At 50.8% G+C, this 26,793-nt stretch carries 25 protein-coding genes and 1 tRNA gene; 21 read left to right on the top strand and 5 right to left on the bottom strand.

Features of this window, described 5'->3' with window-relative positions; translation table 11 throughout:
- Window positions 1-63 precede the first annotated feature (63 nt).
- From C1A11_RS03970 to pgsA, 16 genes are all read left to right on the top strand, one after another.
- Window positions 64-1,065 (top strand): helix-turn-helix transcriptional regulator, encoded by a 1,002-nt coding sequence (locus C1A11_RS03970; RefSeq protein WP_102049104.1) that lies wholly within the window; start codon window positions 64-66, stop codon window positions 1,063-1,065.
- Window position 1,066: 1 nt separating this feature from the next.
- Window positions 1,067-2,008 (top strand): alpha/beta hydrolase, encoded by a 942-nt coding sequence (locus C1A11_RS03965; protein WP_102049103.1) that lies wholly within the window; start codon window positions 1,067-1,069, stop codon window positions 2,006-2,008.
- Window positions 2,008-3,285 carry a hypothetical protein gene (locus tag C1A11_RS03960; RefSeq protein ID WP_102049102.1) on the top strand — a complete coding sequence of 426 codons (1,278 nt, stop codon included), beginning with the start codon at window positions 2,008-2,010 and terminating at the stop codon, window positions 3,283-3,285. The genes C1A11_RS03965 and C1A11_RS03960 overlap by 1 nt, the downstream gene beginning before the upstream one ends.
- A gap of 32 nt (window positions 3,286-3,317) precedes the next feature.
- A complete protein-coding gene (locus C1A11_RS03955; protein ID WP_102049101.1) occupies window positions 3,318-3,983 on the top strand; it encodes a DUF6320 domain-containing protein in 666 nt (221 codons plus the stop codon).
- Window positions 3,984-4,217: 234 nt separating this feature from the next.
- Window positions 4,218-5,087, top strand: coding sequence for a radical SAM protein (locus C1A11_RS03950; RefSeq protein WP_102049100.1), 870 nt, complete (start codon window positions 4,218-4,220; stop codon window positions 5,085-5,087).
- Window positions 5,088-5,180: 93 nt separating this feature from the next.
- On the top strand, window positions 5,181-5,849 hold the full coding sequence (gene deoC, locus C1A11_RS03945) for a deoxyribose-phosphate aldolase (RefSeq protein ID WP_102049099.1): 669 nt from the start codon (window positions 5,181-5,183) through the stop codon (window positions 5,847-5,849).
- 190 nt (window positions 5,850-6,039) lie between these two features.
- Window positions 6,040-6,819 carry a ZIP family metal transporter gene (locus tag C1A11_RS03940; protein ID WP_180950237.1) on the top strand — a complete coding sequence of 260 codons (780 nt, stop codon included), beginning with the start codon at window positions 6,040-6,042 and terminating at the stop codon, window positions 6,817-6,819.
- 484 nt (window positions 6,820-7,303) lie between these two features.
- Window positions 7,304-8,734, top strand: coding sequence for a hypothetical protein (locus C1A11_RS03935; RefSeq protein ID WP_102049097.1), 1,431 nt, complete (start codon window positions 7,304-7,306; stop codon window positions 8,732-8,734).
- A 49-nt stretch (window positions 8,735-8,783) separates the two neighbouring features.
- A complete protein-coding gene (locus C1A11_RS03930; protein WP_102049096.1) occupies window positions 8,784-9,479 on the top strand; it encodes a response regulator transcription factor in 696 nt (231 codons plus the stop codon).
- 39 nt (window positions 9,480-9,518) lie between these two features.
- On the top strand, window positions 9,519-10,952 hold the full coding sequence (locus C1A11_RS03925) for a sensor histidine kinase (protein ID WP_102049095.1): 1,434 nt from the start codon (window positions 9,519-9,521) through the stop codon (window positions 10,950-10,952).
- An 88-nt stretch (window positions 10,953-11,040) separates the two neighbouring features.
- Window positions 11,041-11,970, top strand: a complete 930-nt coding sequence (locus tag C1A11_RS03920; RefSeq protein WP_102049094.1) for a DUF1385 domain-containing protein — start codon at window positions 11,041-11,043, stop codon at window positions 11,968-11,970.
- The gene (gene prmC / locus C1A11_RS03915; protein ID WP_102049093.1) at window positions 11,964-12,821 is read left to right on the top strand and encodes a peptide chain release factor N(5)-glutamine methyltransferase; all 858 of its coding nucleotides are present in this window, start codon (window positions 11,964-11,966) and stop codon (window positions 12,819-12,821) included. The genes C1A11_RS03920 and prmC overlap by 7 nt, the downstream gene beginning before the upstream one ends.
- Before the next feature lie 82 nt (window positions 12,822-12,903).
- Entirely contained in the window at window positions 12,904-14,070 is a 1,167-nt protein-coding gene (recA, locus tag C1A11_RS03910) for a recombinase RecA (protein ID WP_102049092.1), read from the top strand.
- Window positions 14,071-14,073: 3 nt separating this feature from the next.
- Complete coding sequence (locus C1A11_RS03905) at window positions 14,074-14,703, top strand: regulatory protein RecX (protein ID WP_102049091.1); 630 nt, start codon at window positions 14,074-14,076, stop codon at window positions 14,701-14,703.
- A 16-nt stretch (window positions 14,704-14,719) separates the two neighbouring features.
- Window positions 14,720-16,048 (top strand): 30S ribosomal protein S12 methylthiotransferase RimO, encoded by a 1,329-nt coding sequence (gene rimO / locus C1A11_RS03900; RefSeq protein ID WP_102049090.1) that lies wholly within the window; start codon window positions 14,720-14,722, stop codon window positions 16,046-16,048.
- Window position 16,049: 1 nt separating this feature from the next.
- Window positions 16,050-16,613 carry a CDP-diacylglycerol--glycerol-3-phosphate 3-phosphatidyltransferase gene (pgsA, locus tag C1A11_RS03895; protein WP_102049089.1) on the top strand — a complete coding sequence of 188 codons (564 nt, stop codon included), beginning with the start codon at window positions 16,050-16,052 and terminating at the stop codon, window positions 16,611-16,613.
- 173 nt (window positions 16,614-16,786) lie between these two features.
- Here the strand turns inward: pgsA and C1A11_RS03890 are convergent, their stop codons facing one another.
- Together C1A11_RS03890 and C1A11_RS03885 are read right to left on the bottom strand one after the other, a co-directional pair.
- Complete coding sequence (locus C1A11_RS03890; RefSeq protein ID WP_102049088.1) at window positions 16,787-17,338, bottom strand: hypothetical protein; 552 nt, start codon at window positions 17,336-17,338, stop codon at window positions 16,787-16,789.
- 181 nt (window positions 17,339-17,519) lie between these two features.
- On the bottom strand, window positions 17,520-18,044 hold the full coding sequence (locus C1A11_RS03885) for a transcription repressor NadR (protein ID WP_180950236.1): 525 nt from the start codon (window positions 18,042-18,044) through the stop codon (window positions 17,520-17,522).
- A gap of 310 nt (window positions 18,045-18,354) precedes the next feature.
- Here C1A11_RS03885 and C1A11_RS03880 point away from each other — a divergent pair, with 310 nt between their 5' ends.
- The gene (locus C1A11_RS03880; protein ID WP_102049087.1) at window positions 18,355-18,984 is read left to right on the top strand and encodes a LysE family translocator; all 630 of its coding nucleotides are present in this window, start codon (window positions 18,355-18,357) and stop codon (window positions 18,982-18,984) included.
- A gap of 87 nt (window positions 18,985-19,071) precedes the next feature.
- On the opposite strand, the gene C1A11_RS03875 is transcribed toward C1A11_RS03880, so the two are convergent.
- The 3 genes from C1A11_RS03875 to C1A11_RS03865 all read right to left on the bottom strand — a co-directional run bounded on the left by C1A11_RS03875 (window position 19,072) and on the right by C1A11_RS03865 (window position 22,711).
- Window positions 19,072-20,496 carry a hypothetical protein gene (locus C1A11_RS03875; protein ID WP_102049086.1) on the bottom strand — a complete coding sequence of 475 codons (1,425 nt, stop codon included), beginning with the start codon at window positions 20,494-20,496 and terminating at the stop codon, window positions 19,072-19,074.
- Window positions 20,497-20,717: 221 nt separating this feature from the next.
- Window positions 20,718-22,547 carry a translational GTPase TypA gene (gene typA / locus C1A11_RS03870; protein WP_102049085.1) on the bottom strand — a complete coding sequence of 610 codons (1,830 nt, stop codon included), beginning with the start codon at window positions 22,545-22,547 and terminating at the stop codon, window positions 20,718-20,720.
- A gap of 88 nt (window positions 22,548-22,635) precedes the next feature.
- Window positions 22,636-22,711 (bottom strand) — tRNA-Val (locus C1A11_RS03865).
- 232 nt (window positions 22,712-22,943) lie between these two features.
- Here C1A11_RS03865 and ruvC point away from each other — a divergent pair.
- The 4 genes from ruvC to glmM all read left to right on the top strand — a co-directional run bounded on the left by ruvC (window position 22,944) and on the right by glmM (window position 26,768).
- The gene (gene ruvC, locus C1A11_RS03860; RefSeq protein WP_102049084.1) at window positions 22,944-23,486 is read left to right on the top strand and encodes a crossover junction endodeoxyribonuclease RuvC; all 543 of its coding nucleotides are present in this window, start codon (window positions 22,944-22,946) and stop codon (window positions 23,484-23,486) included.
- On the top strand, window positions 23,483-24,094 hold the full coding sequence (ruvA, locus tag C1A11_RS03855) for a Holliday junction branch migration protein RuvA (protein ID WP_102049083.1): 612 nt from the start codon (window positions 23,483-23,485) through the stop codon (window positions 24,092-24,094). Before ruvC ends, ruvA begins: the two co-directional genes overlap by 4 nt.
- Before the next feature lie 47 nt (window positions 24,095-24,141).
- Complete coding sequence (gene ruvB, locus C1A11_RS03850) at window positions 24,142-25,197, top strand: Holliday junction branch migration DNA helicase RuvB (protein WP_102049082.1); 1,056 nt, start codon at window positions 24,142-24,144, stop codon at window positions 25,195-25,197.
- Between the two features lie 221 nt (window positions 25,198-25,418).
- A complete protein-coding gene (gene glmM, locus C1A11_RS03845) occupies window positions 25,419-26,768 on the top strand; it encodes a phosphoglucosamine mutase (RefSeq protein ID WP_102049081.1) in 1,350 nt (449 codons plus the stop codon).
- Window positions 26,769-26,793: the final 25 nt, after the last annotated feature.

Here is a 26,793-nt window from a genome sequence, read left to right as displayed (position 1 = left end):
TCTGTACACAAAAAAGGACATATGTTATACTGGAACTATCCAAACTGACAACAGAGGTGCGCTATGGCGAAGTCTGCGGGGCAAAAGAAAAAGCTGCTTGTTTTAGCGAAGCTTTTTATGGAATATACGGATGATGAGCACGGGCTCAGCACCGGGCGCATTTTGTCAGAGCTTTCGGCACGCGGTATTGCCGCAGAGCGCAAGAGTATTTACGACGATGTAGACACGCTTCGCAGCTGTGGAATGGACATTGTGCTGCGCCGTGCAGACGAGTGGGAGTATTTTCTTGCCAGCCGGGAATTTCAGCTGCCGGAATTAAAACTGCTGGTAGATGCGGTGCAGAGTAGCCGGTTTATCACCAGTAAAAAAAGCGGCGAGCTGATTCATAAACTCGAGCAGCTGGCAAGCCGATATGAAGCCGGTGCTTTGCAGCGGCAGGTCTACGTTACCGGGCGCATCAAAACGATGAACGAAAGCATTTATTACAATATTGATAAGCTGCACGCAGCCATTGGTGCCAATCGCCAGATTTCTTTTTGCTATTTTTCGTGGACGGTACAAAAGAAAAAACAGCTGCGCCGGGACGGCGCGCGGTACCGGGTATCACCTTATGCGCTTATCTGGGATGACGAATATTACTATCTTGTGGCATACGAGGAACAAAACCAGATGCTGCGGCATTATCGTGTGGATAAGATGCAGAGCATTCGCGTAGAAGAAGAAAAACGCACCGGGCAAGAAGCCTATGAGCGCTTTGACCCCGCGCTGTACAGCCGCGGTATGTTTGGTATGTTTGGCGGCGAAGAAAGCCAGGTGACACTGCGCTTTGCAGCAGGGTTGGTTGGCGTAGTGCTGGACCGTTTCGGCACCGATGTGGTGTTGACCCCACAAGGGGAGGACACATTCACATTCTCAGTTAAGGTGGCGGTTAGCCCGCAGTTTTTCGGCTGGATATTCGGCTTTGGCAAAGATGCCCGCATTGTGGCACCGGCGGCGGTAGTGGACCGTTTTGCCGCATACGCAGCCGAGACACTAGCACAATACAATTCAACGGAGGAGGCCTGACATGTCGATTAACCAGGCGATGCTTGCGGCTCTGCGCGCGATCTCTTATGCAGACCCCGACGTAAGTAAAAATTACAAGCTGATGCGAGAGGTAAAGACGCTTACCGGGCGGCGGGTGCTGAAAAGCCCATACCAAACGCTGGATCACGAAATCGCACGCTGCGGGCATACCATACCGGTACGGCTGTTTGCGCCCGGCGACAGCTTTTTAGAAAAGCCTCGTGGGCTGCTTTTGTTTTTTCATGGCGGTGGCTGGGTAACCGGCAACATCGACAGTTACGATAAAGTATGCAGCAGCATGGCGAAAGCCACCGGGCAGCTGGTGCTTTCGGTGGACTATCGGCTTGCGCCGGAGCATAAATTCCCCGCCGGGCTTGAAGACTGCTACTGCGTTGCGCGAGAGCTGTTTTGCGGCAGAGGCGTGCCCGGAATTAAGCCGGAGCAAATTACCTTAATTGGCGATTCTGCGGGCGGCAACCTTGCTGCTGCGGTTAGTCTAATGGCTCGCGACCGCGGCGAATTTCTGCCGCGCCGCCAGATTTTGCTGTATCCCGCTACGGCAAGCGACCACAGCGAAACGTCGCCGTTCCCCTCGGTGCGCACCAATGGCACCGACTACCTGCTGACCTCGCGCAGGGTGCAGGAATATATGGATTTATACAAAAGTTCAGACGCTGACCTTACCTCGCCGTATTTTGCTCCGCTGCTGGCAAAAGACCTTTCCAGCCAGCCGAAAACACTCATTATTACGGCGGAATACGACCCGCTGCGAGACGAAGGTGAGGCCTACGGGCGCGCACTTTCGGGCGCGGGGGTAGAAACGAAAATTGTGCGTCTGGCAAGTGCCATTCATGGCTTTATTGCGCTGCCGCCGCGGTTTGTACACGTAAAGCGCGCCTATGCGCAGATCAATGAATTTTTAGAACAAGGGGTGAGAGTTTAATGAGTGCGAGACGTCCCAAAGCGTGGCGCACCTTAGACAACGCCGCAAAAATCTTCCCATCTAACAGCCATGGTACGGATACCAAAGTATTTCGGTTTGCGTGTCAGTTAAAGCAGCCTGTACAGCCAGAGCTTTTACAGCGTGCGTTGGACGAAACGCTGCCGGAGTTCCCGGCTTTTTCAAGCGTACTGCGGCAGGGAGCCTTTTGGTACTATCTTGAAGAATCCGAAAAGCGCATCCGCGTAGAACCTGAAACGCTGCCCCCAATGACGGCCTTGTACCACGATTCGCACTCGCCATTAATGAGGGTGGTTTACTTTGATCGCCGCATCAGTTTGGAGATGTATCACGCACTGACTGACGGCACGGGTGCCATTCAGTTTTTCCGTGTTCTCGTCAGCCGTTACCTTTCGCTCGCTCATGCAGAGGAACTGGGCGGGCGTATGATTTTGCCCGAGTACGATGCTACACTCGGCCAGCGTATGGACGATAGCTTTGCACGCTATTATGATCCCTCTGCGCGCCGCAAGCGTCACTCAAAGCCTGCGAAAGCGGCGCAGCTGCGTGGAGAAAAAAACTTCGAGCGCCGCATCGGCGTCATCGAAGGGCGAGTGCCGCTTGCTGCACTGAAAGCAGCGGCCAAGGCAGAAAATGCCACCATTACGGTGTTTGTTACGGCACTTTTGCTCGAAAGCCTGGCAGAAAATCTGCCGGTAGGGCGGCTAAAGCGATTGCCTGTCCAGCTTTCCATTCCCGTTAATCTGCGCAATTTCTTCCCATCGCTTACCTGCCGCAATTTCTTCAGTGTGTTTGAAACCGGCTATCATTTTAAAACCGGCTTTCCCGAACGGTCGCAGATTATCGAAAAAGTCGCAGCGGATTTCAAACGCCGCCTGGATTTAGAGCATTTTACGGCGCGTCTGGTGCGCCTTGCATCGCTGGAACGCAACCCGTTTGCGCGCGTTTTGCCGTTGCCGCTGAAAAACCTTGGTATGAACATTGCCTATAAAATCACAGCCCGCAACACAACGGCCAGCTATTCTAATGTAGGCACGATTGTGCTGCCACCAGAGCTTATCCCTTATGTGGCTGCAATGGATGTGTTTAACAGCACGGGCCGCATTTTGCTGATTAGCAGCACCTTTTTGGATACCGTTACCTTGAGTTTTACCAGTGCATTTCTTGCCACAGATGTGCAATGCAGCTTTTTTAAACGCCTTACCGAGCTGGGCATACCGGTGACCATCGTTGCCAGCAACACCGAAACCGAGGACTGAAGTGCCCCGCGAGAAAAGGAGAACCGACGACCATGAAATATTGCGATAGCTGCCGCGTACAGGTAGAAAGCGGTGGACTGCGCTGTCCGCTTTGCCATAATAGGCTAAGGGATTTGGGTGGGCAAGAGCCGCTGGCGTTTCCACGCCTGCCGCTTTTAAATCCGAAACAGAGTTTTTTGTACCGTTTGCTGCAATTTTTAACGATAGTCGTAGCCGCCGTTTCGGTGGCTATCAATTTTGCCCTGCACGAAAGTGGCTGGTGGAGCCTTTTTATCCTTGCGGGGCTTGGGTGCGGGTGGCTTTGCCTGCTGGTGTTTATCCGCAAGCGGCATAACCCATTAAAAGCGTTGAGCTGGCAGGTATTGCTCGGCAGCCTGCTTTGCGTGGCCTGGGATTTTGGCACCGGGTGGCGCGGCTGGTCGGTGGATTTTGTGGTGCCTTCGCTGCTCGTCACCGCTATGGCAACCACACTTGTGTTGGTGCTTGCCTTGCACATCCCAATTGAGGAGAGTTTTATTTACGTCTGCACAATTGCCGTGCTTGGGCTACTGCCGGTTATCTCGATACTTACCGGGTTGTGTGGGATTATTTATCCCTCGCTTGTCTGTGTAGTGGTCAGCATTATTTATCTGGCTGCACTGTTCACTTTGCAGGGGGCACCGTTCCGCTCTGAGCTGTGCAGACGCTTCCATCTTTAACACAAAAATGGTATAATATAAGAAATACGGCATGATGTACAGCGGCGTTTTGCCCTGGGTTACGTTGTGGTTTTTGCTCAATCATAACGTTTGGCTTTGTGGTTTTTGCAAAAAGATGCAGACTGGGGCGAGCTGCCTAAAACTGTGCATGATTGCCTAAGATATTACGGCGTACTTACCCATGGTAAACTGCGCCAAAAAGAAGTTTTTCACAGAAAGGAATAGGTTCCCTTTATGAGATATTACGGAAGAGTGTTCCGTCCGCCCAGCGAGGCATATAGTTTGATTTTGCAGGCCACAATTGGCTGCTCTCACAACAAATGTGCGTTTTGCAGCATGTATAAAGAAAAGAAATTCCGTGTGCGCCCGCTCGCAGAAATTCTTGAGGATATCGACAATGCGCGCGCCAACTACCCGTTGATTGAACGTGTGTTTTTGGCAGACGGCGACGCTTTGATTTTGCCGATGGAAACCCTGACCACAATTTTAAAGCACATTCGTAAAAAGATTCCGGAATGCCGCCGTGTCGGCATTTACGGCTCGCCCCGCAGCATTCTGCGCAAAACCCCTGAAGAACTTGCAAAACTGCACAGCGAAGGGCTTGGCATTGTTTATCTCGGCCTTGAGTCTGGCAACGAAGAAGTGCTCGCCCGCATGAACAAAGGCGAAACAGCCGCTGAAATCGTAGGTGCAGGGCAGAAAGTGAAAGCTGCCGGTCTGGCGCTTTCGGTTACTGCAATTTCTGGCCTTGGCGGTACCGAGCACTGGCAGGAGCATGCGGTCGATACCGCTGCTGCGCTCTCTGCCATGAAGCCGGATTATATCGGTCTGCTCACGCTTCGTGTTTATTCCGGCACCCCGCTGGAGAAAATGGTCAAAGAAGGCATTGTTACTCCGCCCAGCCCCAAACAGCTGGCTCACGAAACCCGCGTGCTGCTGGAGCATATCGACAGCGAGGGCAGCGTGTTCCGTTCGAACCATGCTTCCAACTACCTGGTACTGGCTGGGACCCTTAACCGCGACCGAGAAGCGATGATTGCCAAAATTGACGCCGCATTGGACGGCAAAGAGCGTTTTCGTTCCTATGTAGAACTGGGCTTTTAACGCAGCATAATTTTGTAGTACCGCCCGGGCAGTCCTTGGGCGATGAGATGCCGGCAGGTGAACAGCCGCGCCGAAAAAAGAAAGGGAAAAGCTATGAAAAGAGAAGAGATTTTAGCAAAAGTAGACCATACTCTGCTGAAGCCGGAGTCCACTTGGGAGCAGATTCGCACCCTTTGTGATGAAGCTGTGGCAAACAAAACTGCTTCCATCTGCATCAACTCCGGTTACGTAAAACAGGCGGTAGCATATCTGGCAGGCCGCGTGCCGGTTTGCACTGTCATCGGGTTTCCTTTGGGCGCTATGAGCACCGAGGCCAAAACTTTTGAGGCACAGCAGGCCCTGCGTGATGGCGCTGTCGAGTTTGACATGGTTATCAACATCGGCGATCTCAAATCCGGTGAATATAAAAAAGTGGAAGATGAGATTCGTGCGATTAAAGAGGCTGTTGGCGATAAGGTGCTGAAAGTAATTATCGAGACCTGCCTGCTGACAGAAGCAGAAAAAGAAAAAATGTGCGACATCGTTTGCGATGCCGGCGCAGACTTTATTAAAACCAGCACCGGCTTTTCTACTGGTGGTGCTACGTTTGACGATATCGCGCTATTTGCACGCTGCTGCCGGGGTCGCTGCAAAATTAAGGCAGCCGGCGGTATTCGTACTGTTTCTGATATGGAGCGTTTTTTGGAGCTGGGTGCGGATCGCCTTGGTACTTCAAGCGCTATCAAAATTCTGGATAACGTCGACGCTGGCAACAACTACTAAACCAAAGCAGGCGCAACGCCCTGCCTCATATAAGCCCACATGGCAGCCTTTCTTGTTTTTAAGAAAGGCTGCTTTTTTATTGCTCGTCAACAGCACTGTTTTGCACAAATAAAGTACAAGTGGGTCTGCCAAAGCGTTGCCGTTCATATTCTTTTACGAAAAGAAGAGGATGAAAGGGAAGGAATTGGCCATGCTGACTGCAATTTTAATGACGAGCCTTGCGGGACTTTCTACTGGGCTGGGTGGGCTGATCGTGGTGGGCTGCCGCAAGCCGACCGACCGTATGATGGCATTTTCACTGGGGTTTGCAGGCGGGGTCATGCTGACGGTTTCACTTGCCGATATGCTGCCGGAAACGGTGGAAGCTTACCGCACGTTTTTGCCGGGCGGAAAAGCTGTTTTTGCGGCCCTTAGCCTTTTTATAGCGGGCTGTGTCATCGCCTGGCTATTGCAAAACTGCCTGCCGGAACCGGATGCTGCAAAACTGGCAAAGCGCGGAGACGGAAACGTCACGATGCGGGTGCGGGCTGCAAAAAGTGCAATCGTCACCACTGCAGTTTTGTTGCTGCACAATTTGCCCGAAGGCATACTTACCCTTTTTACCGGCTATGGAAACCCAAAGCTGGGGCTAACGCTGACGATTGCCATTGCACTGCACAATATTCCGGAAGGCATTGCGGTTTCGGTGCCGGTTTATTATGCTACCGGCTCTAAGATGCGCGGATTTCTGGCTTCGCTCGGCTCTGGTTTGGCAGAGCCGGTGGGCGCTGTGCTTGCATTTTTTCTGTTGCGGCAATATATCAGCCCGGCTTTTCTGGATGGACTGGTGGCGATGATTGCCGGTATTATGAGCTTTGTTTCTTACAGCGAGTTGATACCCGGCAGCTTGGAATGGAACGAAAAAGGTGCCGCAATTCTGGGCATGGTGGCAGGTACCGTGATTATGGCAGTGGGGATTTTTTTGCTGTAAGCCATATGTGAATTCCTGTGTTAAACTGAAGATTACCAAAACCGTACCAAATGCTCTATTCAAAAGCTGGAAGTGAATAGAGGGTTTGGCACTACTGGATGAAAAAAGATTGCTGCACTATCGTATTGAAAAGGACAGCGGTTCAAAATAAAACAGCGAAAGCTAAATGTTTACAAAAAATTTCCATATTCCGGAAATGGATTTTTGCCGTTATGACAACAAAAAAGCAAAGGCTATAAGCTGAAAAATGGCTGTACGATGCGCTCAATAGAGTGCCGGTAAAGCGGCGATAGCCGATGGACAAAACATGTTATGAAAAGGCTGATTTGTTGCGATTTTAAAGGCAAGGTGATATAATATCCTTTAAACAGCGCATTGCCGGCGCTTGTGCGCGGTGCATATAATTATGCCAAGTAAAGCATAAGCTTTTAAAAATAAAATGCCTTTGCCTGCTGCGCGAATAAGACCGACCAAGGAGGAGCAGATGAAAGCCAAAATAATCAGTCTGGCCCTGATTCTCATGCTGCTGCTCTCAGGGTGCAGCGGCCTTGCGGGCAATGTGGACGAGCTGCTTAGCCCTCCTCGGCTGACCTTGCAGCAAAGCCGTATTACAGACTTGCTCGACGAACATGTAGGCAGTGCGGTGCGGCTAAAGTATCCCCGGCGCGGCGAGTTCCTTTCGCCGTTTGTCACCAGCGACATGGATGGGGACGGCATCAATGAAATCGTCGTTTTTTATTCGGACGAGTCTACCAGCCGCAACGTCCATTTGGCCGTTTTTTCTTTGCAAAAGGATGAGTATGTACTCACTTCTGAAAGTGAAGGTCTCGGCACCGAAATTGAGGCAATTTCAATCAGCGATCTTTACGGAAATGGCAGCCCCAGTTTGATTGTGGGCTATACCAGCACCAACCTCAGCGATAAATACCTTGCTATTTACAACTACAAAGACCAAACGCTGCAAAAGCTGTACGACCAGAGTTATTCGGAATATGTGCTGGCGGATTTCACCGGCAACACCACCAACGATTTGGTCGTGCTTTCGCCTGCAACACAGCCCGGGCCGATTGAAGCAAGCTTGCTTACCGTACAAAACGGCACCCTTGCCACTATCTACTCGGTCACGCTGGATGTGCGGCTGCAAAGCTGTATTGCTCTTTCTGCCACACCAGCGGGCGACGGTACCAATGCGCTTGTGATTGACGGTACGCTGGCAGGCGGCTCTTATGCCAGCGAAGTGCTGCGCTGCGAAAACAAAAAATTCGTGAGTTATAGCTTTGAGCTGGGCAGCGACATTGTAAACCTGACCAAACGGGACACGCCGCTTTTAAAAAGCCGAGATGCGGACAATGACGGAATTGTTGAATCTCCAGTCGTTTTAGGTACCGTTAAAGACGGGGCAGGCAATGCCCGCTGGCTTTGGGTGAGCTATTACGATTTTACGAATATCGAAACCTTTGAAAATAATTTTGTGCAGACAACAAAGTTCCCGCGGACTATCGTTTCTGCACTGCCGAACACACTGCCGAAACCTACCCCGACACCCACGCCGTCGGCAACACCGCAGCCAACCGCAACGCCCGAGCCTTCTAACGAAAAAGTATTTGGGGTGGTGGACATTGCCTACAACTGTTTTGTGCCGCTGCCGGTTGGTTGGAAAAACAATGTAGCCCTGCGCAGCCTTGCAGGGGATGACTGGTGCATTGTGAAAAAGGGCGACGAAGAAAGCAAACTGCTGATTATGCAGATGGTTGCCAAAGAAGATACCCTTGCCGATAACATTTTGGTTTATGGCAAGAGAGAAGAATATAAACAGGTGGGAGCTTCTGCTGGAAGCCGTATTTATGCACGTATTCTGGGCGGCGGCGGTGCCAATCCAACCGCAGTTTTAAATAACATTACCGTCCTTGGGTGACGGATCATCGGTCTCTCTGCAAGGCCGGAAAATACAGGAGGATTTTTTCATGAGAAGAATCTTAGTGGTAGAGGATGAAGACGCGATCAGAGAGGTTATTGCGCTTAACCTGCGCATGGCTGGATATGAAGTTTCGGAGGCTGCCAGTGCAGAGCGTGCCCTGGAGCTGGTGAGCCAGCTGAAAGAAGGGTTTGACCTCGCTTTGCTGGACTTGATGCTTCCCGGCATGAACGGATTTTCTCTATGCGAGACAATTCGGCGCGACTCCTCAGAGATTGGCATTATCATCCTCTCTGCAAAAACGCAGGAAAAAGACAAAATTACCGGTCTGTCCATTGGCGCGGATGATTACATCACAAAACCATTCAGTGTCTCCGAATTGCTGGCCCGTGTAGAAGCACTCTGCCGCCGGGTACAACGCTCGGCACCGGAGCATCAGAGCGATGGCAGGCTGGTTTCCGGCTCCTTTGTGCTGGACCAAAAAAGCCGCGTGCTTTATAAAAACGGCGAGCCTATCGACCTCACACAGGTCGAGTTCCAGATTATGGAACTGTTTTTCCAAAATCCCGGCGTAGCGCTGGTGCGCGACAAAATTCTGGAAGGCGTTTGGGGCCAGAACTATTTTGGCGATGTTAAAATAGTCGACGTAAATATTCGGCGTCTGCGTATGAAAATTGAAGACGAGCCGAGCAATCCGCAGCACATCTCCACCGTGTGGGGCTATGGCTATCGCTGGAAAGCTTAGCAAATACATATCACACCAAACGGAAGGGAGCAGGGCAGGTTGGATCGTAAAACCAATACCATTACCAAGCGCTGGGTGCGCGGCAACCTGCTGATTACCATTGCGGTACTGCTGCTGTGCGAGGTCGTGTTTGTCTTCTACCTGCGCAGCTCCTACTACTCTGGGGTGCGCTCTGCCATTATGAGTCGGGTAAACACCCTTTCCGGCCAACTCTCGGCCATGTCGGATGATTCAGACACCGAGCGCAGTTTGATGCTGCGCCGCTTGGCAGAAGAGTTTGGAGAAAAAAGCAAGTTTGAATTTATGCTGCTTGGCAGCGACGGGCGTGTGGTTTCCACCTCTACGGGTTTTGTGCCGTCGTATGCCTCAGAGCTGAACGATTTTGCCGAGGCCACCCGCAACCAAAACGGCATTGGCGAGTTTATCGGCGCTGTCGGTACCGGTGGCGAACGGTTGATGGCAATTACCTATCTGGTGCCCAGCCCCGCAGGCGGTATTGCCGCGGTGCGGTTCGTCACCAGCCTTGTTAATGTAGATAACCAGATGGGCATTATGGTGCTGCTCTCGTTTGGCGTTGTGCTGTTGGTACTCTTTTTTAGCATACTTTCGGGTACCTACTTTATCCGGTCAATTGTGATTCCACTGGGTAGGGTAGAGCAAACAGCAACCCGTATTGCGGCAGGCGATTTTAACGCCCGCCTTGAAAACAAATACGACGACGAGGTAGGCCGGCTTTGCAACACAATTAACTATATGGCGGACGAGCTGGGCAAAACAGAGCAGCTGAAAAATGAGTTTATCTCATCGGTTTCGCACGAGTTGCGCACGCCGCTGACTTCCATTAAAGGCTGGACAGAAACCCTTGCGGTGATGAACGACCCTACCAATGAAAACTACAAAAAAGGCATCGGCATTATCATGAGTGAAACCGACCGCCTGTACAATATGGTAGAAGACTTGCTCGACTTTTCGCGCATTCAAAACGGTGCGGTTTCGCTGCAGTGCGAACTGCTCGACCTTGTTGCAGAGTTGAGCGATGCACTGCTGATGGTGGGACAGCGCGCGGCAAACGAGGGGGTAACTTTGGCATTTGATGAGCCGGAATTGCCGTGCCCCGTTTATGCGGACAAAAACCGCTTGCGGCAGGTGTTTTTGAATGTGCTGGACAATGCGCTGAAATACTCTCCGCATGGTGGCGAAATTCGCACTGTGCTGATTGTGCAGGCCGGAAAGGCGAGGGTTGAAATTCGTGACCAGGGCCCTGGCATTTTGCCCGAAGATCTTGAAAATGTAAAGCAAAAGTTTTTCAAAGGGCAAGGCTCGGTACGTGGCAGCGGCATCGGCCTTGCGGTGGTAGAGGAACTGGTAACCGCGCAAGGCGGTACCTTTGATATTGAAAGTGTTTACGGGCAGGGTACCACAGGCATTATTATTTTGCCGATTAAAGGGTCTGAAACCGTCCGTGCTTCATAAAGGGCGAAAGTCGCCAAAAGGCACATACCGCTCAACGAATCTATGCAACTGTATTGCCCCCGTTATGGGGCGCGGGAAAGGAAGATAAATGAGTAAAGAAAAATTCCAAACTTCAGTAGGCGGTCAGGCTCTCATCGAGGGCATTATGATGCGCGGCCCCTCTGCACTTAGCGTGGCGGTGCGCACCCCAACCGGTGAGATTGACATTGACACCAAACCCGTAAAGCAGCACAAATGGGCAAAACTGCCAGTGCTGCGCGGGATTTTTGCATTTATAGACTCTTTAATTACGGGCTATCAATGCCTCATGCGCTCTGCCGAGATTAGCATGACCGAAGAGGAGAAAGAAGAAGAGAAAACCCGCTTTGAGCGCTGGGCAGAAAAGCATCTGGGCGATAAAACAACCAACTTTATGATGTATCTTTCTGCGGTTTTGGGTGGCGTGCTTGCCATTGCACTTTTCATGGTGCTGCCCACGGTTATCACCGGTTTTATTGCTCGTTTTGTAGAGCTTGGCGTTTTCAAAGCAGTGGTAGAGGGCGTGAGCAAGATTGTTCTTTTTGTGCTCTACCTATACGCTGTTTCGCGTATGGAGACGATTCATCGCGTTTTTCAATATCACGGTGCAGAGCATAAAACCATTGCGACCTATGAAGCAAAAGAAGAGCTGACGGTAGAGAATGTACGCCACAACAGCCGTTTTCATCCGCGCTGCGGCACCAGCTTCTTGATTTTTGTGCTCCTCATCAGTATTATCATTTTCTCGTTTGTACCCTGGACGTCTACCTTTGGCCGCGTAGGGCTGAAACTGCTCTGTCTGCCCCTTGTTATGGGGCTTTCCTACGAGCTGATTAAATTTGCAGGCCGCCACAATAATGCATTTACCCGTGCGGTTTCCGCCCCCGGCCTTTGGCTACAGCGACTTACCACTGCCGAGCCGACCGACGATATGATTGAGGTTGCAATTGCAGCAGTGCAGGAAGTATTGCCCCATGAGGGAGAGGACGACCGATGGTAGCGCTGGAACAATACCGCCGCATGGCAGCGGCGCTTGCAAAAGCGGGCATAGAGGATGCCGAATATGAGGCGGACTTGATGTTTCGCCACATAACCGGGCGTTCTCGCCTTGCTTTTTTACCCGAAGAGCCGCTTGCACCAAAGATGCAGGCGGCTTTGCAGCAGCTTTGCGATGACCGCTGTACCCGGCGCCCGCTGCAATATCTGCTGGGCGAATGGGGCTTTTGTAATGTGGTGCTCAAAGTAGGGGAGGGCGTACTGATTCCCCGGGCAGACACCGAAACGGTGGTGGAGAAAGCACTGGAGCTGATTGCACCCTGCAAGGCGCCTCGCGTGCTGGATCTTTGTGCCGGCAGCGGAGCCATCGGCATTGCTATAAAGCATGAACGAAAGGATGCGCAGGTTACCTGCGTGGAGCTTTCACCCAAGGCACTGTATTATCTGCGTCAAAATGCCGCACCGGAAGAAGTTGATGTGGTGGAAGCAGACGTTTTAGGTTATGAAAACCAGCTTTTGGACACCCGCTATGATCTTATTATCTCAAACCCTCCCTATGTAACCGATGCGGAGTATGCCGCGCTTGCGCCCGAGCTTGCCTATGAGCCTAAAATGGCACTGGTTGCTGCACAAGAAGGGCTGCGTTTTTACGAATACATTACAAAAGCCTATGCTCCCAAACTTGCCGAGGGCGGCTGGCTGTGTTTTGAGATTGGTGCTTCGCAGCGTACAGATGTATGCGGTTTTTTTGAAAAAAACGGTTATACTGAAATTCAAAGCATTCAAGACTATGCAGCATTGGACCGTTGCGTTTTTGGAAGAAAAAGGAATGTAAGCGCAAAAATGAAACTCTGATTACAACTTTTAGTTGTAATTTTACAAGAAACCTGCTATAATAAAAACATAAAGAAACAAGTTTAATTTGGAGGGAACAGCATTGGCGACAGAAAAAAAAGCAGCGGAAAAAGCCGCAGTAAAGGCCGCTTCCGAAAAAGAGAAAGCGCTTGAAACAGCACTTGCCCAGATTGAAAAACAGTTTGGCAAAGGCGCTGTAATGAAACTGGGGCAGAACGTGACAATGCAGGTGGATGCAATTTCTACCGGCAGTCTGTCGCTGGACCTGGCCCTTGGAATTGGCGGCTTGCCGCGCGGCCGTGTTGTAGAGATTTACGGACCGGAATCGAGCGGTAAAACCACCGTTGCCCTGCATGCTATTGCAGAAGCGCAAAAATCCGGCGGCGCTGCCGCATTTATCGACGTTGAGCATGCGCTTGACCCGATTTATGCACGCGCTTTGGGCGTTGATATTGACAGCTTGCTGGTGTCTCAGCCGGACACCGGCGAGCAGGCACTTGAGATTTGCGAGGCGCTGGTGCGCAGCGGCGCGATTGACATTATCGTTGTCGACTCGGTTGCGGCTATGGTTCCGCGTGCTGAAATCGAAGGTGAAATGGGTGATTCGCACGTTGGCCTGCAGGCGCGTTTGATGAGCCAGGCACTGCGTAAGCTGACCGGCATCATCGGCAAAACAAACACCATTGCCATTTTCATTAACCAGCTGCGCGAGAAAGTCGGCATTGTTTACGGTAACCCTGAGGTTACTGCCGGCGGCCGTGCACTGAAATACTACTCTTCGGTGCGCATTGACGTGCGCCGTACCGAAACCTTAAAAAACGGCAGCGAATTTATTGGTAACCGCACCCGTGCTAAGGTTGTGAAAAACAAGGTTGCACCTCCGTTTAAAGAGGGCGAGTTTGACATTATGTTCGGACAGGGCATTTCCAAAGAGGGCGAAATTCTTGACCTCGCGGTAAAACTGGGCATTATCCAGAAGAGTGGCGCATGGTTTAACTACAATGAAATTCGCCTTGGCCAGGGCCGCGACAACGCCAAAGAGTACCTGAAAGCAAATGTAGATTTTGCCAAAGATATTGAGGCGCAGGTACGTGAAAACGCATATAAGCTTTCTCCGGTTGCAATGCGCCGCGCTGCTGCTGCGGCAAAATCGGTAGATGAGGCGCCGGAAAAGACAGAAGAGCCTCAAGAGAAACCGGCGGTTGCAAAAGCAAACATCGACGAAGACATCGACATCTCGGTGGATTAATAGATGGAAACGCTGCGTATTTCTGATATCAAAAAAACTAAACAGGGACGCTTTGCCCTCTTCGATGAAGAGGGCTTCCTGTTTTCTGTGGACAGCGAAACGCTGGTGAAGTATAATATAGGGGTTGGCGACCGACTTTCGCAACAGGACCTGCGCCGTTTGCAGGAGACCAGCGATACCCGCCGGGCCAAAGACAAGGCGCTGACCTTTATTTCGCTGCGCGATTACGGCAGTGAGGAACTGTACCGCAAGCTATGCCGTAATTTTGATGAGCACACCGCAGCTGCCGCCATTGCAGAAATGCAGCGGTTGGAGCTGCTGAACGATGAAGCGTTTGCGCGCCATCGTGCTGTGTGGTTGCACAATCAAAAAAAGAGTCGCCGCGAAATAGCGCAAAAGCTGTTTTCGCTCGGAATCGACCGGGAAATCGTGGATACTGTAATTAGTGAGATGCCCGAAGAAGAGGACGAAACGCTCTGTGCGCTGATAGAAAAAAGCTACCTTGCCAAGTTGCAGCGCGGCGAAAAAGATAAAGTGATTGCAGCATTGTTGCGGCGAGGCTTTGCAGGCCGTGCCGTGCGTGAGGCCGTAGCGCGTTATCTTGGTGCCGACGAGCAAGAAGAATGGGAATAACAAAAAGAGGGACCAAATGAAAAAAATTGCAATTATTTCTCTGGGCTGCCCCAAAAATCAGGTGGATGCAGACATGCTTTGTCATCGGCTGATGGCGGCAGGTTACGAAACGACTGCGGCGCTGGAAGAAGCGAACGCAATCATTGTCAATACCTGTGGTTTTATTGAAAGCGCCAAGCAGGAAGCTATTGAGAATATTCTTGAGGCAACAACTTATAAAAGCGGCGAAGCAAAGCCCCGCGTGGTCGTAACTGGCTGCCTAGCCGAGCGTTATCGCGAAGAAATTCAAAAAGAAATTCCGGAAGTAGACGCTACCGTTGGTATCGGCTGCAACGGAGATATTGTGGAAATTTTAGACCGTGTATTTGCGGACGAAAAAGTAGAAGCATTTGGCCCGAAAGATGCACTTTCTATTGAAGAAAAACGCATTATTTCTACCCCGCGCCACTATGCTTACCTCAAGATTGCCGAAGGCTGTGATAACCGCTGCACCTATTGCGCGATTCCGCTGATTCGCGGCCCGTTGCGTAGCCGCAGCATCGATTCGGTGCTCACTGAAGCACGCTGGCTGGCTTCGGAAGGCGTAAAAGAGCTGATTCTTGTCGCACAGGATGTAACTGCTTATGGTGACGACCTTGGCAAAAACGGCATCAATGAGCTACTTGCCGGGCTTAATGCCATTGAGGGCATCGAGTGGATTCGTTTGCTGTATGCTTACCCCGAGCGCGTGAGTGATGAGTTCATCGACGCGATGGTACAAAACAATAAAGTTGTGCCTTACCTTGATTTGCCGATTCAGCACATCAACGACGAAGTGCTGCGCCGCATGAACCGCAAAGGCACTCGCGAAACGGTTATCTCTGCAATTAACCGACTGCGTGCCGCAATGCCCGGCATGACGCTGCGCACGACCCTGATTACCGGCTTTCCCGGCGAAACGGAAGAGCAGTTTATCGAGCTTTGCGAATTTGTGAAAGCGACCGAGTTCGATCGCTTGGGCTGCTTTGCTTATTCTGAAGAAGAGGGTACCCCGGCCGCCAAGCTGGAACAGATGCCGAACGAACTGCGCGAATCCCGCGCAGAGCAGGTAATGGAGATTCAGGCCAAAGTGATGGCGAAAAAACAAGCAGAAAAACTGGGCCAGACCCAGCGCGTTATTTGCGATGGTATGGATGAAGAAACCGGACTCTACCTTTGCCGCTCTGCGGCAGACGCGCCGGAAATTGACGCGGTTACCTATGTGCGCAGTGATGCTGTGCCCATCGCAGAAGGCGAGTTTTTGACTGTCAAAATTATCGACAGTGATGTATTCGATTTGTATGCTGAGCGAGTGGAGGAGAACTGAAATGAATCTGCCCAATAAGTTGACGATGCTGCGGGTACTGTTAATCCCGGTATTTATGCTGCTGATCGGCTACGAAAATTACATTGCCGCGGTTGCCGTATTTGCGGTTGCCAGTTTTACTGACTACCTTGATGGCAATATTGCCCGCAAAAGAGGCCTTGTAACTGATTTCGGCAAATTTATGGATCCCCTTGCCGACAAGGTGCTGACGACTACAGCAATGATTTATATGGTCGCTCAGGGCCTTTGCGACCCAATCGTACTTATCATCATCATGGCACGTGAGTTTGCTGTTGCGGGTGTGCGTATGATTGCCGCAGAGACCGGCAAGGTAATTGCCGCTAACATTTTTGGCAAAATTAAAACCGTGCTGCAAATGGTTGTAATTATGCTCAGCTATATCTTCTTTGGCTTAGAGCAGCAGTATGGCATAGGCCTCGCCGTAGGCGGATTTTCTGTCGTACAAATATGCTTTGGCCTAATGTGGCTGGTAGGCATTGTTACGTTGCTTTCCGGTGTGATTTATTTATGGGATAACCGCCAGTTCTTTGTGAACGCGAAATAAAAAGTAAATAAAAGCGGAGCCTTTTAAACGGCTCCGCTTTTTTGTTTATTCTATATTCATGTAGAGCTATTAAAGTGAAAATATAAAATACTAAAAGTATAATTTATTAATTGTAAAACAAAAAAGCACACTGCCAAGCTACTGCTGGAAAGTGTGCTTTGCGTTTTTGTAAATTAAAGTTTGGCACTTACCGGAATGCGAATCACGTGGCAAACCGGCTTATAAATCAGCATTGCAAATACCATATCCACCAGGCTGTGAACTAAGGTACCGACGCCAACGAGCAGAAGAATTGTGTGTACGAAATCTGCGCCAGCCATGTTGCCGCCAAAATAGAAGAAACAGCAAACGAGCATTTCGCCCAAAGCGTGCACTACGCCGAGCATAAGCCCAAACGGAATGCATTTTTTCGTGTTGGTGAGAAGCTCCGGCCGGCGAGCCAGCATGTAAGCCCCGAGCATAACAAATACCACCTGGCTTGCCGCACGCAATACCACAATCAGCGGAAAGCCGCCAAGAAAAAAGCCGAGCGTGGTGCCAATGGTAACCGTAAGCGCAACGCCGGGAGAGATAAACATTGCAACAAAAAGAGCAATGTGACTACCCAGAGTAAAGCTCATAGGCTCTAATGTAATTTTGAAAGGGCTGATGGTTGGAATTAAAATTCCTACTGCGCACAGCAAAGCAGCAGCGCACATTTTTTGCAATTTCTGGTCGTTTCTCATGACTTCCTCCATGATGTATGTATTGGTGTCAAGACACCTGTATATTGTACCATTTGCTTTAGAAAAGTCAAGCCCTCATTTAAAGAATTTATTACAATAAAAACAAAAAAGCGCCTCTTCGGTGATTCCGAAAAAGCGCTTTAAAAGCACAATATGTTAAATTATCACAAAGCCTTGGCGGCTAAACAGCAGGGTCTGTTTTTAGCAAATAGCCTTTTGCTTGCAAGGCTTCTAAACAATGCGTAAGAGCCATTTCGCTGGGATAGCGAATGGTGTGCAAATGCACATCGCCGGTAAGTTCACATAGGGGAGCAGCGCTGTTTTCCAGCAGGCAGTGCCAAAATGCATCAGCTTCGAGCCGACTGGCGATGGCGAGATTGCCCGTCATCTGACCATAGACAGGGTGCTCGACCGTCACATCCATCACGCTGCACCCGGTGTCTACAATCGTGTACAACTCGTCCAGCAGAGCATCGCGAGAATGGCGGCAGGCGATGGTGCTGCAGTTTTGGGTGGAGCGACGCTGCACAAGGTAACCGCGCGGTGTCGCAATGATAGGCAGCCCCTCTGCGCGTAAAAGGGCGACGTCGCCAACGATAATTTGTCGGCTTACCCCAAATTGGGCAGCCAAGCTGCTGGCTGAAACAGGTTGGTCACTTTCATATAAAGCTTTTTGCAGGGCATCGCGCCGTTGTGCTGCGTTCACTTTTATCACCTCATTATTATCATCATATCATAAAATGGCACAAAGGAAAAGAAACAATCATGGAGAAATTGACAAATGCCAGAAGTGACACAAAAATGGCTTAGCATATGGTATTTAAGCAGCAAGCGTGGCTGAAAGGCGAATCATACCAAAAAATATGGTAGAAAAGAGAGTGGGCAAGACAAGGTAAGAGAAAAGGAGTAAACAAGATAGAGAAATCAGAAAAAACGTAGCGGAATAACTGGTGAACTGAGTATTTACAAACTTACGCCAGGTGTTTATACTATTACCAAAGGATGGGGGAAAGCACATGTTGTTTCGCGGGTTTTGTTTTGGCATGCTATTGCAGCTTGCAATAGGCCCAGTGTGCCTTTTCGTGTTTGGCACGGCGGTGGACCAAGGGTTTGCGGCAGCGTTTGCTGCTGTTTTAGGGACAGCGCTCACCGACGGCAGCGAAATTGTGCTTGCCATTTTGGGTATGCGGGCTGTGTTTGACCGACTGTGTAAAAAAGAACAATTCTTTCGGTGGTTTGGGACCTTGATTTTGGCTTTTTTCGGCATTTCCTCAATTTTGGGCAGCTTCGATATGAACCTTTTGCCTAGCTTTACGAGCGGTGGCATTTTGGAAGCGAATGCATTTGTAAAAGCGGTTTTACTTGCACTTTCTAACCCGCTCACGGTGGTATTTTGGGCAGGCATTTTTGCTTCTAAAATCCAAACTGAAGGGATGAAAGGCCGTGATTTATGGTGGTTTGGTGGCGGGTGTGTACTTGCTACGCTAACGTTTTTGACTGGTGTTGCCTGGTTGGGTGCGTTTGCAGGAGCAAAAGTACCGGTACTGGTTGTTAAAGGACTGAATTTGGTGGTGGGTGTAGCACTGCTCTTGTTTGCGGTTCGCACCTTTACCAAAAAGTCAGAGCAAGATGCTAGCTTAAAATAAATGCAAAACTAATAAAACAAAATAAAAACTCTCTCTAAGCCGCATATAAGCGCCGAAGAGAGAGTTTTGTTTGTATAAGCAATTAAACTATCCAATCAGGTCTTTGGCAAGCTCTTCTGCCTCTTCCGGGCTTTTGCCCAGCACCTGTTGCCATTGCGTCAGGTAAGCGACACAATCGGTGCGCTCTTTTGCAGAAAGCGATGCTGTATCAGCCGACAGCGCGGCGCGATACAAGCGCTCCATCGCGCCAGTATTGGCGCGAATATCCGGTGCCCAGCTAGGGCTAATGTCAGCGCGGCGCAGGTAGTGAAGCATTTCCGGAATCGTCGTTACAGCCGGCAGATAGCCGGTTTGCTCGCTTGCCTTCTGCAAAGCAAAATTGCCAGAGGGCTTAGTGGTAGACGGTGTCACGGTTTCTTCCTTTTCGGGCGCAGTTACTTCGCTGTCAGCTGCAGGCGAGCTCTCACCCCTGGTTAGCTGGTTGAGAGATTCGAAGTTAAGAGGCTTGTCTGTCGGGGTCTTGTGGGCAGATTCCGCCGTTAGTGTGAAAGATTCACCACTCTCGTTTGAAATCTGCAAAGAAATATTCTTGATTTTTTCGAGCCGCTTTAATACTTCAATTGGCATCAATGACTCTGAATCCATTGTAATTGCAACAGTAGAACCAGGCTTTGTTTTTTGTATATTATCCAGCACACCGGTCCAATCGGAAGTCACTTTATCCTTGCCGTTAATAATACTGCCGATAGGATTGAGCTTTTCGATAGGCGGTAGAGAAGGTAACGGCCCAAATACCGCAGTGGGAGAGGCTGTTGCCTTCGGTTCTGTTTCTATAACCGGCAATTCACTGAGGTTTGCAGATTCTACCGAGACAATAAACGATACCGAAGCGGCACCGGAAGCCGGTAGGTTTATATTTTGCCAGCTGATGGCCATGCCGCTGTCGATACCTGAAACGGTTGTCTTGGTGCCATCATTCCAAAGGTTATCGTATCGCTCGTCATAGCGCCCAATCCAAACAGTAGACGCATCCGGAGAGCCTTTGACATTGCGAAATTGATAGGTGCACTGATATCCGCCGGTGTAGGTTTCGGATGCGCGCAGCGCATATGCATTTTTAACGTTCTGGGGAATCATAAAAAGCGGAGGAGTATCGCTGTGGTTAATTTTAGAATCGCCATGCAATGCAATTTTTGCGGTGGCGTCCTGCTCGCTGCAATTTTGCAGCGTAATCGTAGCTTTTAAACTCACATCATCCAGATATTCAGCCGCAATCGAAACAATGGCATTTGAAAGCAGATGTCCCGTGTTCTGGTCAGCCACTACAATATTGTAGGCATTGGCAAAATCGGTAGCAATTGAGGCTCCGTCATACTGACCTAGAATATTAAAGGAATTGCTTTGGTGCGGGAGAAATAAAATATGCTTTGCGCTAGCCGCGAACGCGCTGATGCTAAAAGCACTCAGCAGCAGCGCAATTGAGAGAAAAAAAGCAAGGCATTTCTTTTTCATGACGACCTCGTTATTCAATGCCGACCAATAAGCCGGAAAATTTTTCATATATATTTATTATAGAAAAATCAAAGACAAGAAGCAACAAGAAAAACAAAAATAGCGTTAATTGTACTCATTTTATAACTGGGGCAAAGCAATATCTAATAAGCTGTAATGAAATACAAAAATCCCCGCTTGCAACTCGAAAACCGAGTAGAGCAAGCGGGGATAAAATTTATTTAAGCTTTTTTGCCTTTGGTGGATTTCATGCGCAATGCATTGCTGAGGATCTGCTTACGGATACGGAAGTTTTTCGGGGTAACCTCAAGCAGCTCGTCGGTGTTCAAAAAGTCCAAAGCTTCTTCCAAGCTGAACAGGCGCGGCGGAATCAGACGCAGTGCGTCGTCGCTGCCGGAAGCGCGGGTGTTGGAAAGGTGCTTGGTTTTGCAAACGTTAACTGCCATGTCGTCGCCCTTCGGGTTCATACCGACGACCATGCCCTCGTAAACGTCAACGCCAGCGCCGATGAACAAAACGCCGCGCTCCTGTGCATTGTACAGGCCATAGGTGACAGCGGTGCCGGTCTCAAAGCTGATGAGAGAACCGTTAACACGGGTCGGCAGCTCGCCTTTATACTCGCCATAGCCATCAAAGATGGTGTTCAGGATGCCTTCGCCGCGGGTAGCGGAAAGGAACTCACTGCGATAACCAAACAGACCACGGGAGGGGATGCGGAATTCGATGCGCATACGAGTATCGCCCTGCGGGTGCATCTCAACCAGCTCGCCCTTGCGGGATGAAAGTTTTTCGATAACAGCGCCCTGATACTCGGTGGGAACGTCCACAACAACCAGCTCATACGGCTCGATGGTGTTGCCGTTCTCGTCCTCTTTCATCAGAACCTTCGGGGGAGAAACCTGGAACTCATAGCCTTCACGGCGCATGGTTTCGATGAGGATGGACAGATGCATTTCGCCACGGCCCAGTACGCGGAAGCTATCGCTGGTGGGCGAATCTTCTACATGCAATGCAACGTCGCGCAGCAGCTCTTTGTGCAGGCGGTCGCGAATCTGACGGCTGGTAACGAATTTACCTTCTTTGCCTGCAAACGGAGAATCGTTAACAGCAAAGGTCATTTCGACGGTCGGGTCGCTGATTTTTACAAAAGCTACCGGATTCGGTACGCCAGCATCGCAAATTGTGTTGCCGATGGTGACGTCCTCAATGCCGGAAAAGACCACGATTTCGCCGGCAGAAGCAGTTTCTACCGTCTTTTTGCCTACGCCGTCAAAGGTGTACAGGGCGGTGATCTTAGCATTTTTGGAAAGGTCATGGTCATGCCAGTCGCAGACGGTAATCTGCTGGCCGACCCTCATTTCGCCAGAATCGATACGGCCAATTGCGGTACGACCTACAAACTCGTTGTAATCGATGCAGGAAACGAGGCACTGAAGCGGGGCGTTGGGATCAACCACCGGCGGTTTGACGTATTCGAGAATGGTGTCAAACAAGGGTTTGAAATCGGTGCCGGGAGCATCCGGAGAATAGCTTGCGGTACCGGCACGGCCAGAGCAGAAAACCATCGGGGAATCGAGCTGCTCGTCCGTTGCACCCATATCCATCAAAAGCAGCAAAATCTCGTCGATAACCTCTTTGATACGGGCATCGGGACGGTCGATTTTGTTGATAACAATGATAATGGAAAGGTTCTGGTCCAGTGCTTTCTGAAGCACAAAACGAGTCTGAGGCATGGGGCCTTCAGCGGCGTCAACCAGAAGAAGAACGCCGTTAACCATTTTAAGAACACGCTCGACCTCACCACCGAAATCGGCGTGGCCCGGGGTGTCAACGATGTTGATTTTTACGCCTTCGTAAACGGTGGAAGCGTTTTTAGAGAGAATGGTAATGCCACGCTCTTTCTCAATGTCACCGCTATCCATGACACGCTCTGCAACGGCCTGATTGTCGCGGAAAACGCCGCTCTGTTTCAGCATCTCGTCGACCAAGGTTGTTTTGCCGTGGTCAACGTGAGCAATAATGGCTACGTTGCGCAAATCTTTTCTTTCCATACATACTCTCCTCTGTTTTGTGGATCTTTTGCAATGCTGCAATACCACGTGAAAAAAGGGGCTACATATTGCAGCCCCTTTTGAACTATGGTGGACGGTAAGAGACTCGAACTCCTGACCCCCTGCACGTCAAGCAGGTGCTCTACCAGCTGAGCTAACCGTCCGCTGTTATTGCCGTGTCGCGTCTCACGGCTAGATTAGTATATAACACTTTTCTCCGAAAATCAAGCCTTTTTTTAAATTTTTTAAAAAAAATTGGCTTAAGGTGTCAAGACAGCGGGCGTCAATCATTGCTTCATGCTGGGTTTTATGCTATACTAAATCAGTTACAGGTTATATTATATACATTATATACGCTCGTACTCTAAAAGAGCGAACGGAGGGCAATCAAAGCACATGCGAATTCTAGGCATCGACCCCGGCTATGCCATCGTTGGTTACGGCGTACTTGATTACGAAAAAGCGCGTTTCGGCGTGGTGGATTATGGCGCAATTACCACCGACGCCCACACGCTGTTTGAAACCCGGCTGGTATCGGTGTATGATGACATGATTGCTCTGATTGAACGTACTAAGCCGGATGTAATGGCGATTGAAACGCTGTTTTACACCACCAACCAGAAAACTGTCATTTATGTGGCAGAAGCACGCGGCGTTATTTTGCTGGCCGCCACCCAAAAAGGCATCCCGGTGTACGAATATTCACCCATGCAGGTGAAGCAATCGGTAGCAGGGTACGGCAAAGCCGTGAAAAAGCAGGTGCAGGAAATGACCCGCCGCCTGCTGCGCCTGGAAAGTGTGCCGAAACCTGACGATACCGCCGACGCACTGGCAATGGCAATCTGCCATGCACATTCCAGCCGCAGCCAGCTATTTGGCAAAACCGGCAGCGTAAATGTGTACAACCTGCGCGGCGCGCAGCTTGGAGGTAAAAAATGATTTATTCCCTTTTAGGAAAAATCGCCGAAAAAACCTTAGACCGCGTGGTAGTGGTCTGCGGCGGCGTAGGATATGAAGTTCATGTACCCGCTTCTGTTTCGGCGGTACTGCCGCCTGTGGGTGCAGAAGCACAGCTCTACACTTATATGAATATTACCGAAAACGATATTTCGCTGTTCGGTTTTGCTGACGTCGAAAGCCGACGCACCTTTTTGATGTTGACCGGTGTTTCGGGCGTAGGTCCCAAAGCGGGTCTGGCAATTCTCTCGGTGCTTACGCCGGACCGTATCGCACTTGCGATTTCGGCAGGCGACCACAAAGCATTTACCGCAGCTTCCGGCGTTGGGCCGAAACTTGCTCAGCGTATTGTGCTGGAGCTGAAAGACAAGGTGGGCAAAGGCCTTGCAGAGGGTGGCATCACACTTTCAGAAGTGGCGGGTGCTGCTGCGGCAAGCCCGCAGGGAACAGCAGCGGCCATTGCGGCGCTTACCTCACTGGGGTACAGCCAAAGCGAAGCCGCACTTGCCATTGCAAAGCTGGACGCTTCGCTGCCGGTGGAAGAACTGGTGCGCGGTGCCCTGCAAGCGATGGCCGGCAGATTGAAATGACCTACCGCGCGCTTCTTTGCGGTTGACAGAAAGGAAGACCCTCTCAGATGGAAGTTATGGACGATCGGCTGATTTCTCCTGTCGCTGAGGCAGAAGATTATGATAATGAATTCACCCTGCGCCCCAAAACATTGGAAGACTATGTGGGGCAGGAAAAAATAAAAGGAAACCTGAGGGTTTATTTGCAGGCAGCAAAACAGCGCGGCGAGCCGCTGGATCACCTGCTGCTGTATGGCCCGCCGGGCCTTGGTAAGACGACGCTAGCCTGCATCGTCGCGCATGAGATGGGGGTGCAGATTCGCATCACCAGCGGCCCCGCGATTGAAAAGCCGGGCGACCTTGCAGCATTGCTGACCAATTTGCAGGAAGGCGATATCCTCTTTATCGATGAGATTCACCGCCTTTCACGTCAGGTAGAAGAGGTGCTTTATCCCGCGCTGGAAGATTACGCGCTGGATATTATGATCGGTAAAGGCCCGTCGGCACAGTCGATTCGCATCAACCTGCCGCGTTTTACCCTCATTGGTGCAACCACCCGCGCAGGGCAGATGACAAGCCCCTTGCGCGATCGTTTTGGCGTGCTGCTCAAGCTGGAGCTTTACTCCCCGGAAGAGCTGGGCCGCATTGTGCGCCGCTCTGCCGGATTGCTGGGTGTTGGCTGCGAAGAAGAGGGCGCGCAGGAGCTGGCGAAATGCAGCCGCGGTACGCCGCGTGTGGCAAACCGTTTGCTCAAACGTGTGCGCGACTTTGCAGAAGTTTGCGGCGATGGCATCATCACCAAAGAAACAGCAGACCTTGCACTGCGCCGCATGGAGATTGACGAGCTGGGGCTGGACACGCTGGACCGCAGTGTGCTGCGCGCCATTATTGAGCTGTACGGCGGCGGGCCGGTGGGCCTTGACACCCTTGCGGCAGCGCTCGGCGAAGAGGCCGTAACACTGGAAGATGTTTGCGAGCCCTACCTGATGCAGATGGGCTTTTTAACCCGCACCCCGCGCGGTCGCTGTGTGACCAATGCTGCTTACACCCAGCTGGGTATGACCCCGCCTGCGAGAAACGGCGGTGCAGAGGTCCAGCAGCAACGGTTTGAGGATTTGAGCTGACGATTAGGCAAAATTCTGGTCGATGCACAAATCGCCAACAACGTTTTTGCGTTGTTTACCGAAAAATTTGCCAGCACAGCTCGAGTGCTGTATTTTAGTTATAAGCGTTAAGATGCTTTTTTGCACGCTGCTTTCATACAAAAGAAGAGAACAGGATTTTTTCGCAATTTTCATAAATTATCAACGAATGCTTTGATACAAGATGATTCTGGAGGTTATCTATGGCAAGATTATTTGGAACTGACGGTGTCCGCGGTGTTGCGGGCGAAGATTTAACTACCGGCCTGGCTATGCTGATCGGCCGCGGCGCAGCAACTGTGCTGACCCGTGAAACCAACCATAAACCGCGCATCCTCATCGGCAAAGACACCCGCATCTCCGGCGATATGCTCGAAGCATCGCTTTGCGCGGGCCTTTGCAGCGTTGGTGCTGATGTAGAGCTGCTGGGCGTTGTGCCGACCCCTGCTGTGGCTTACCTTGTGCGCAAATACGGCGCGGATGCAGGTATTGTAATCTCTGCTTCTCACAACCCGATGGAGTTTAACGGCATTAAAATTTTCAACGGCGATGGTTACAAACTGCCCGATGCCATTGAGGATGAAATTGAGCACCTGGTGCACAACAAAACCGAAGTGGAACTTGCTACCGGTGCCGCAGTCGGCCGCGTAATTCGCAGCGACAATGCAATTGACGATTATGTAAATTATCTTGCCACCTGCTTAAAAGACGCTGACTACACCGGCCTGCGGGTTGCGCTGGATTGCGCCAACGGTGCTTCTGCCGTAACCGCACAGAAACTCTTTACCCGCCTGGGTGCAGAGTGCCACTTTGTTGGCATTGAGCCGAACGGCACCAACATCAACGAAGACTGCGGCTCTACCCACATCGACAGCCTTGCAAAATTCGTGGTTGCAAATGGACTGGATTGCGGCGTTGCTTTTGACGGCGATGCCGACCGCTGCCTTGCTGTGGACGAAAAAGGCCAAGAGATTGACGGCGACAAGATTATCGCGATCCTCGCAAAACATATGAAAGAGCAGGGCAACCTGCCCGCCAATACCGCCGTTGTTACCGTTATGTCGAACCTCGGCTTTATGGAATATATGCGCAAAGAACTGAAGCTTTCGGTTGCTACCACCGCGGTAGGCGATCGCTACGTGCTGGAAGAGATGCGTGCCAAAGGCTACGCCATCGGCGGCGAGCAGAGCGGCCACGTCATTCTGCTGGAGCACTCCACCACCGGTGACGGCGAGCTGACCGCAGCATTTTTGCTGGATATTCTGGCAAAGAGCAACGGCAAGATGAGCGACCTCAACAACGTATATACCAAATATCCGCAGGTTATCATCAACGTGCCCGCCACTGCAGAGCAGAAGGCAAAATATAAAGAAGATGAATATATCGCTGGTTTTGTTGAGAGCGAGCAGCAGCAGCTGATGGGCATGGGCCGTGTGCTGGTGCGCGTTTCCGGTACCGAGCCGAAGATTCGAGTCATGGTGGAAGGTAAAGACCCCGAAGCTATCGAGGTGGCAGCAAACCGTATTGTCGCCATGATTCACGAGCGCGTTTAATCGCCCAGACGATTCGTCTGCCGCA

Source organism: Pygmaiobacter massiliensis, assembly GCF_900199435.1.
GTDB classification, from domain to species: Bacteria; Bacillota; Clostridia; order Oscillospirales; family Ruminococcaceae; genus Pygmaiobacter; species Pygmaiobacter massiliensis.
Note: the sequence above shows the minus strand (reverse complement) of the source record. Positions and strands in the feature narration are given on the sequence as shown.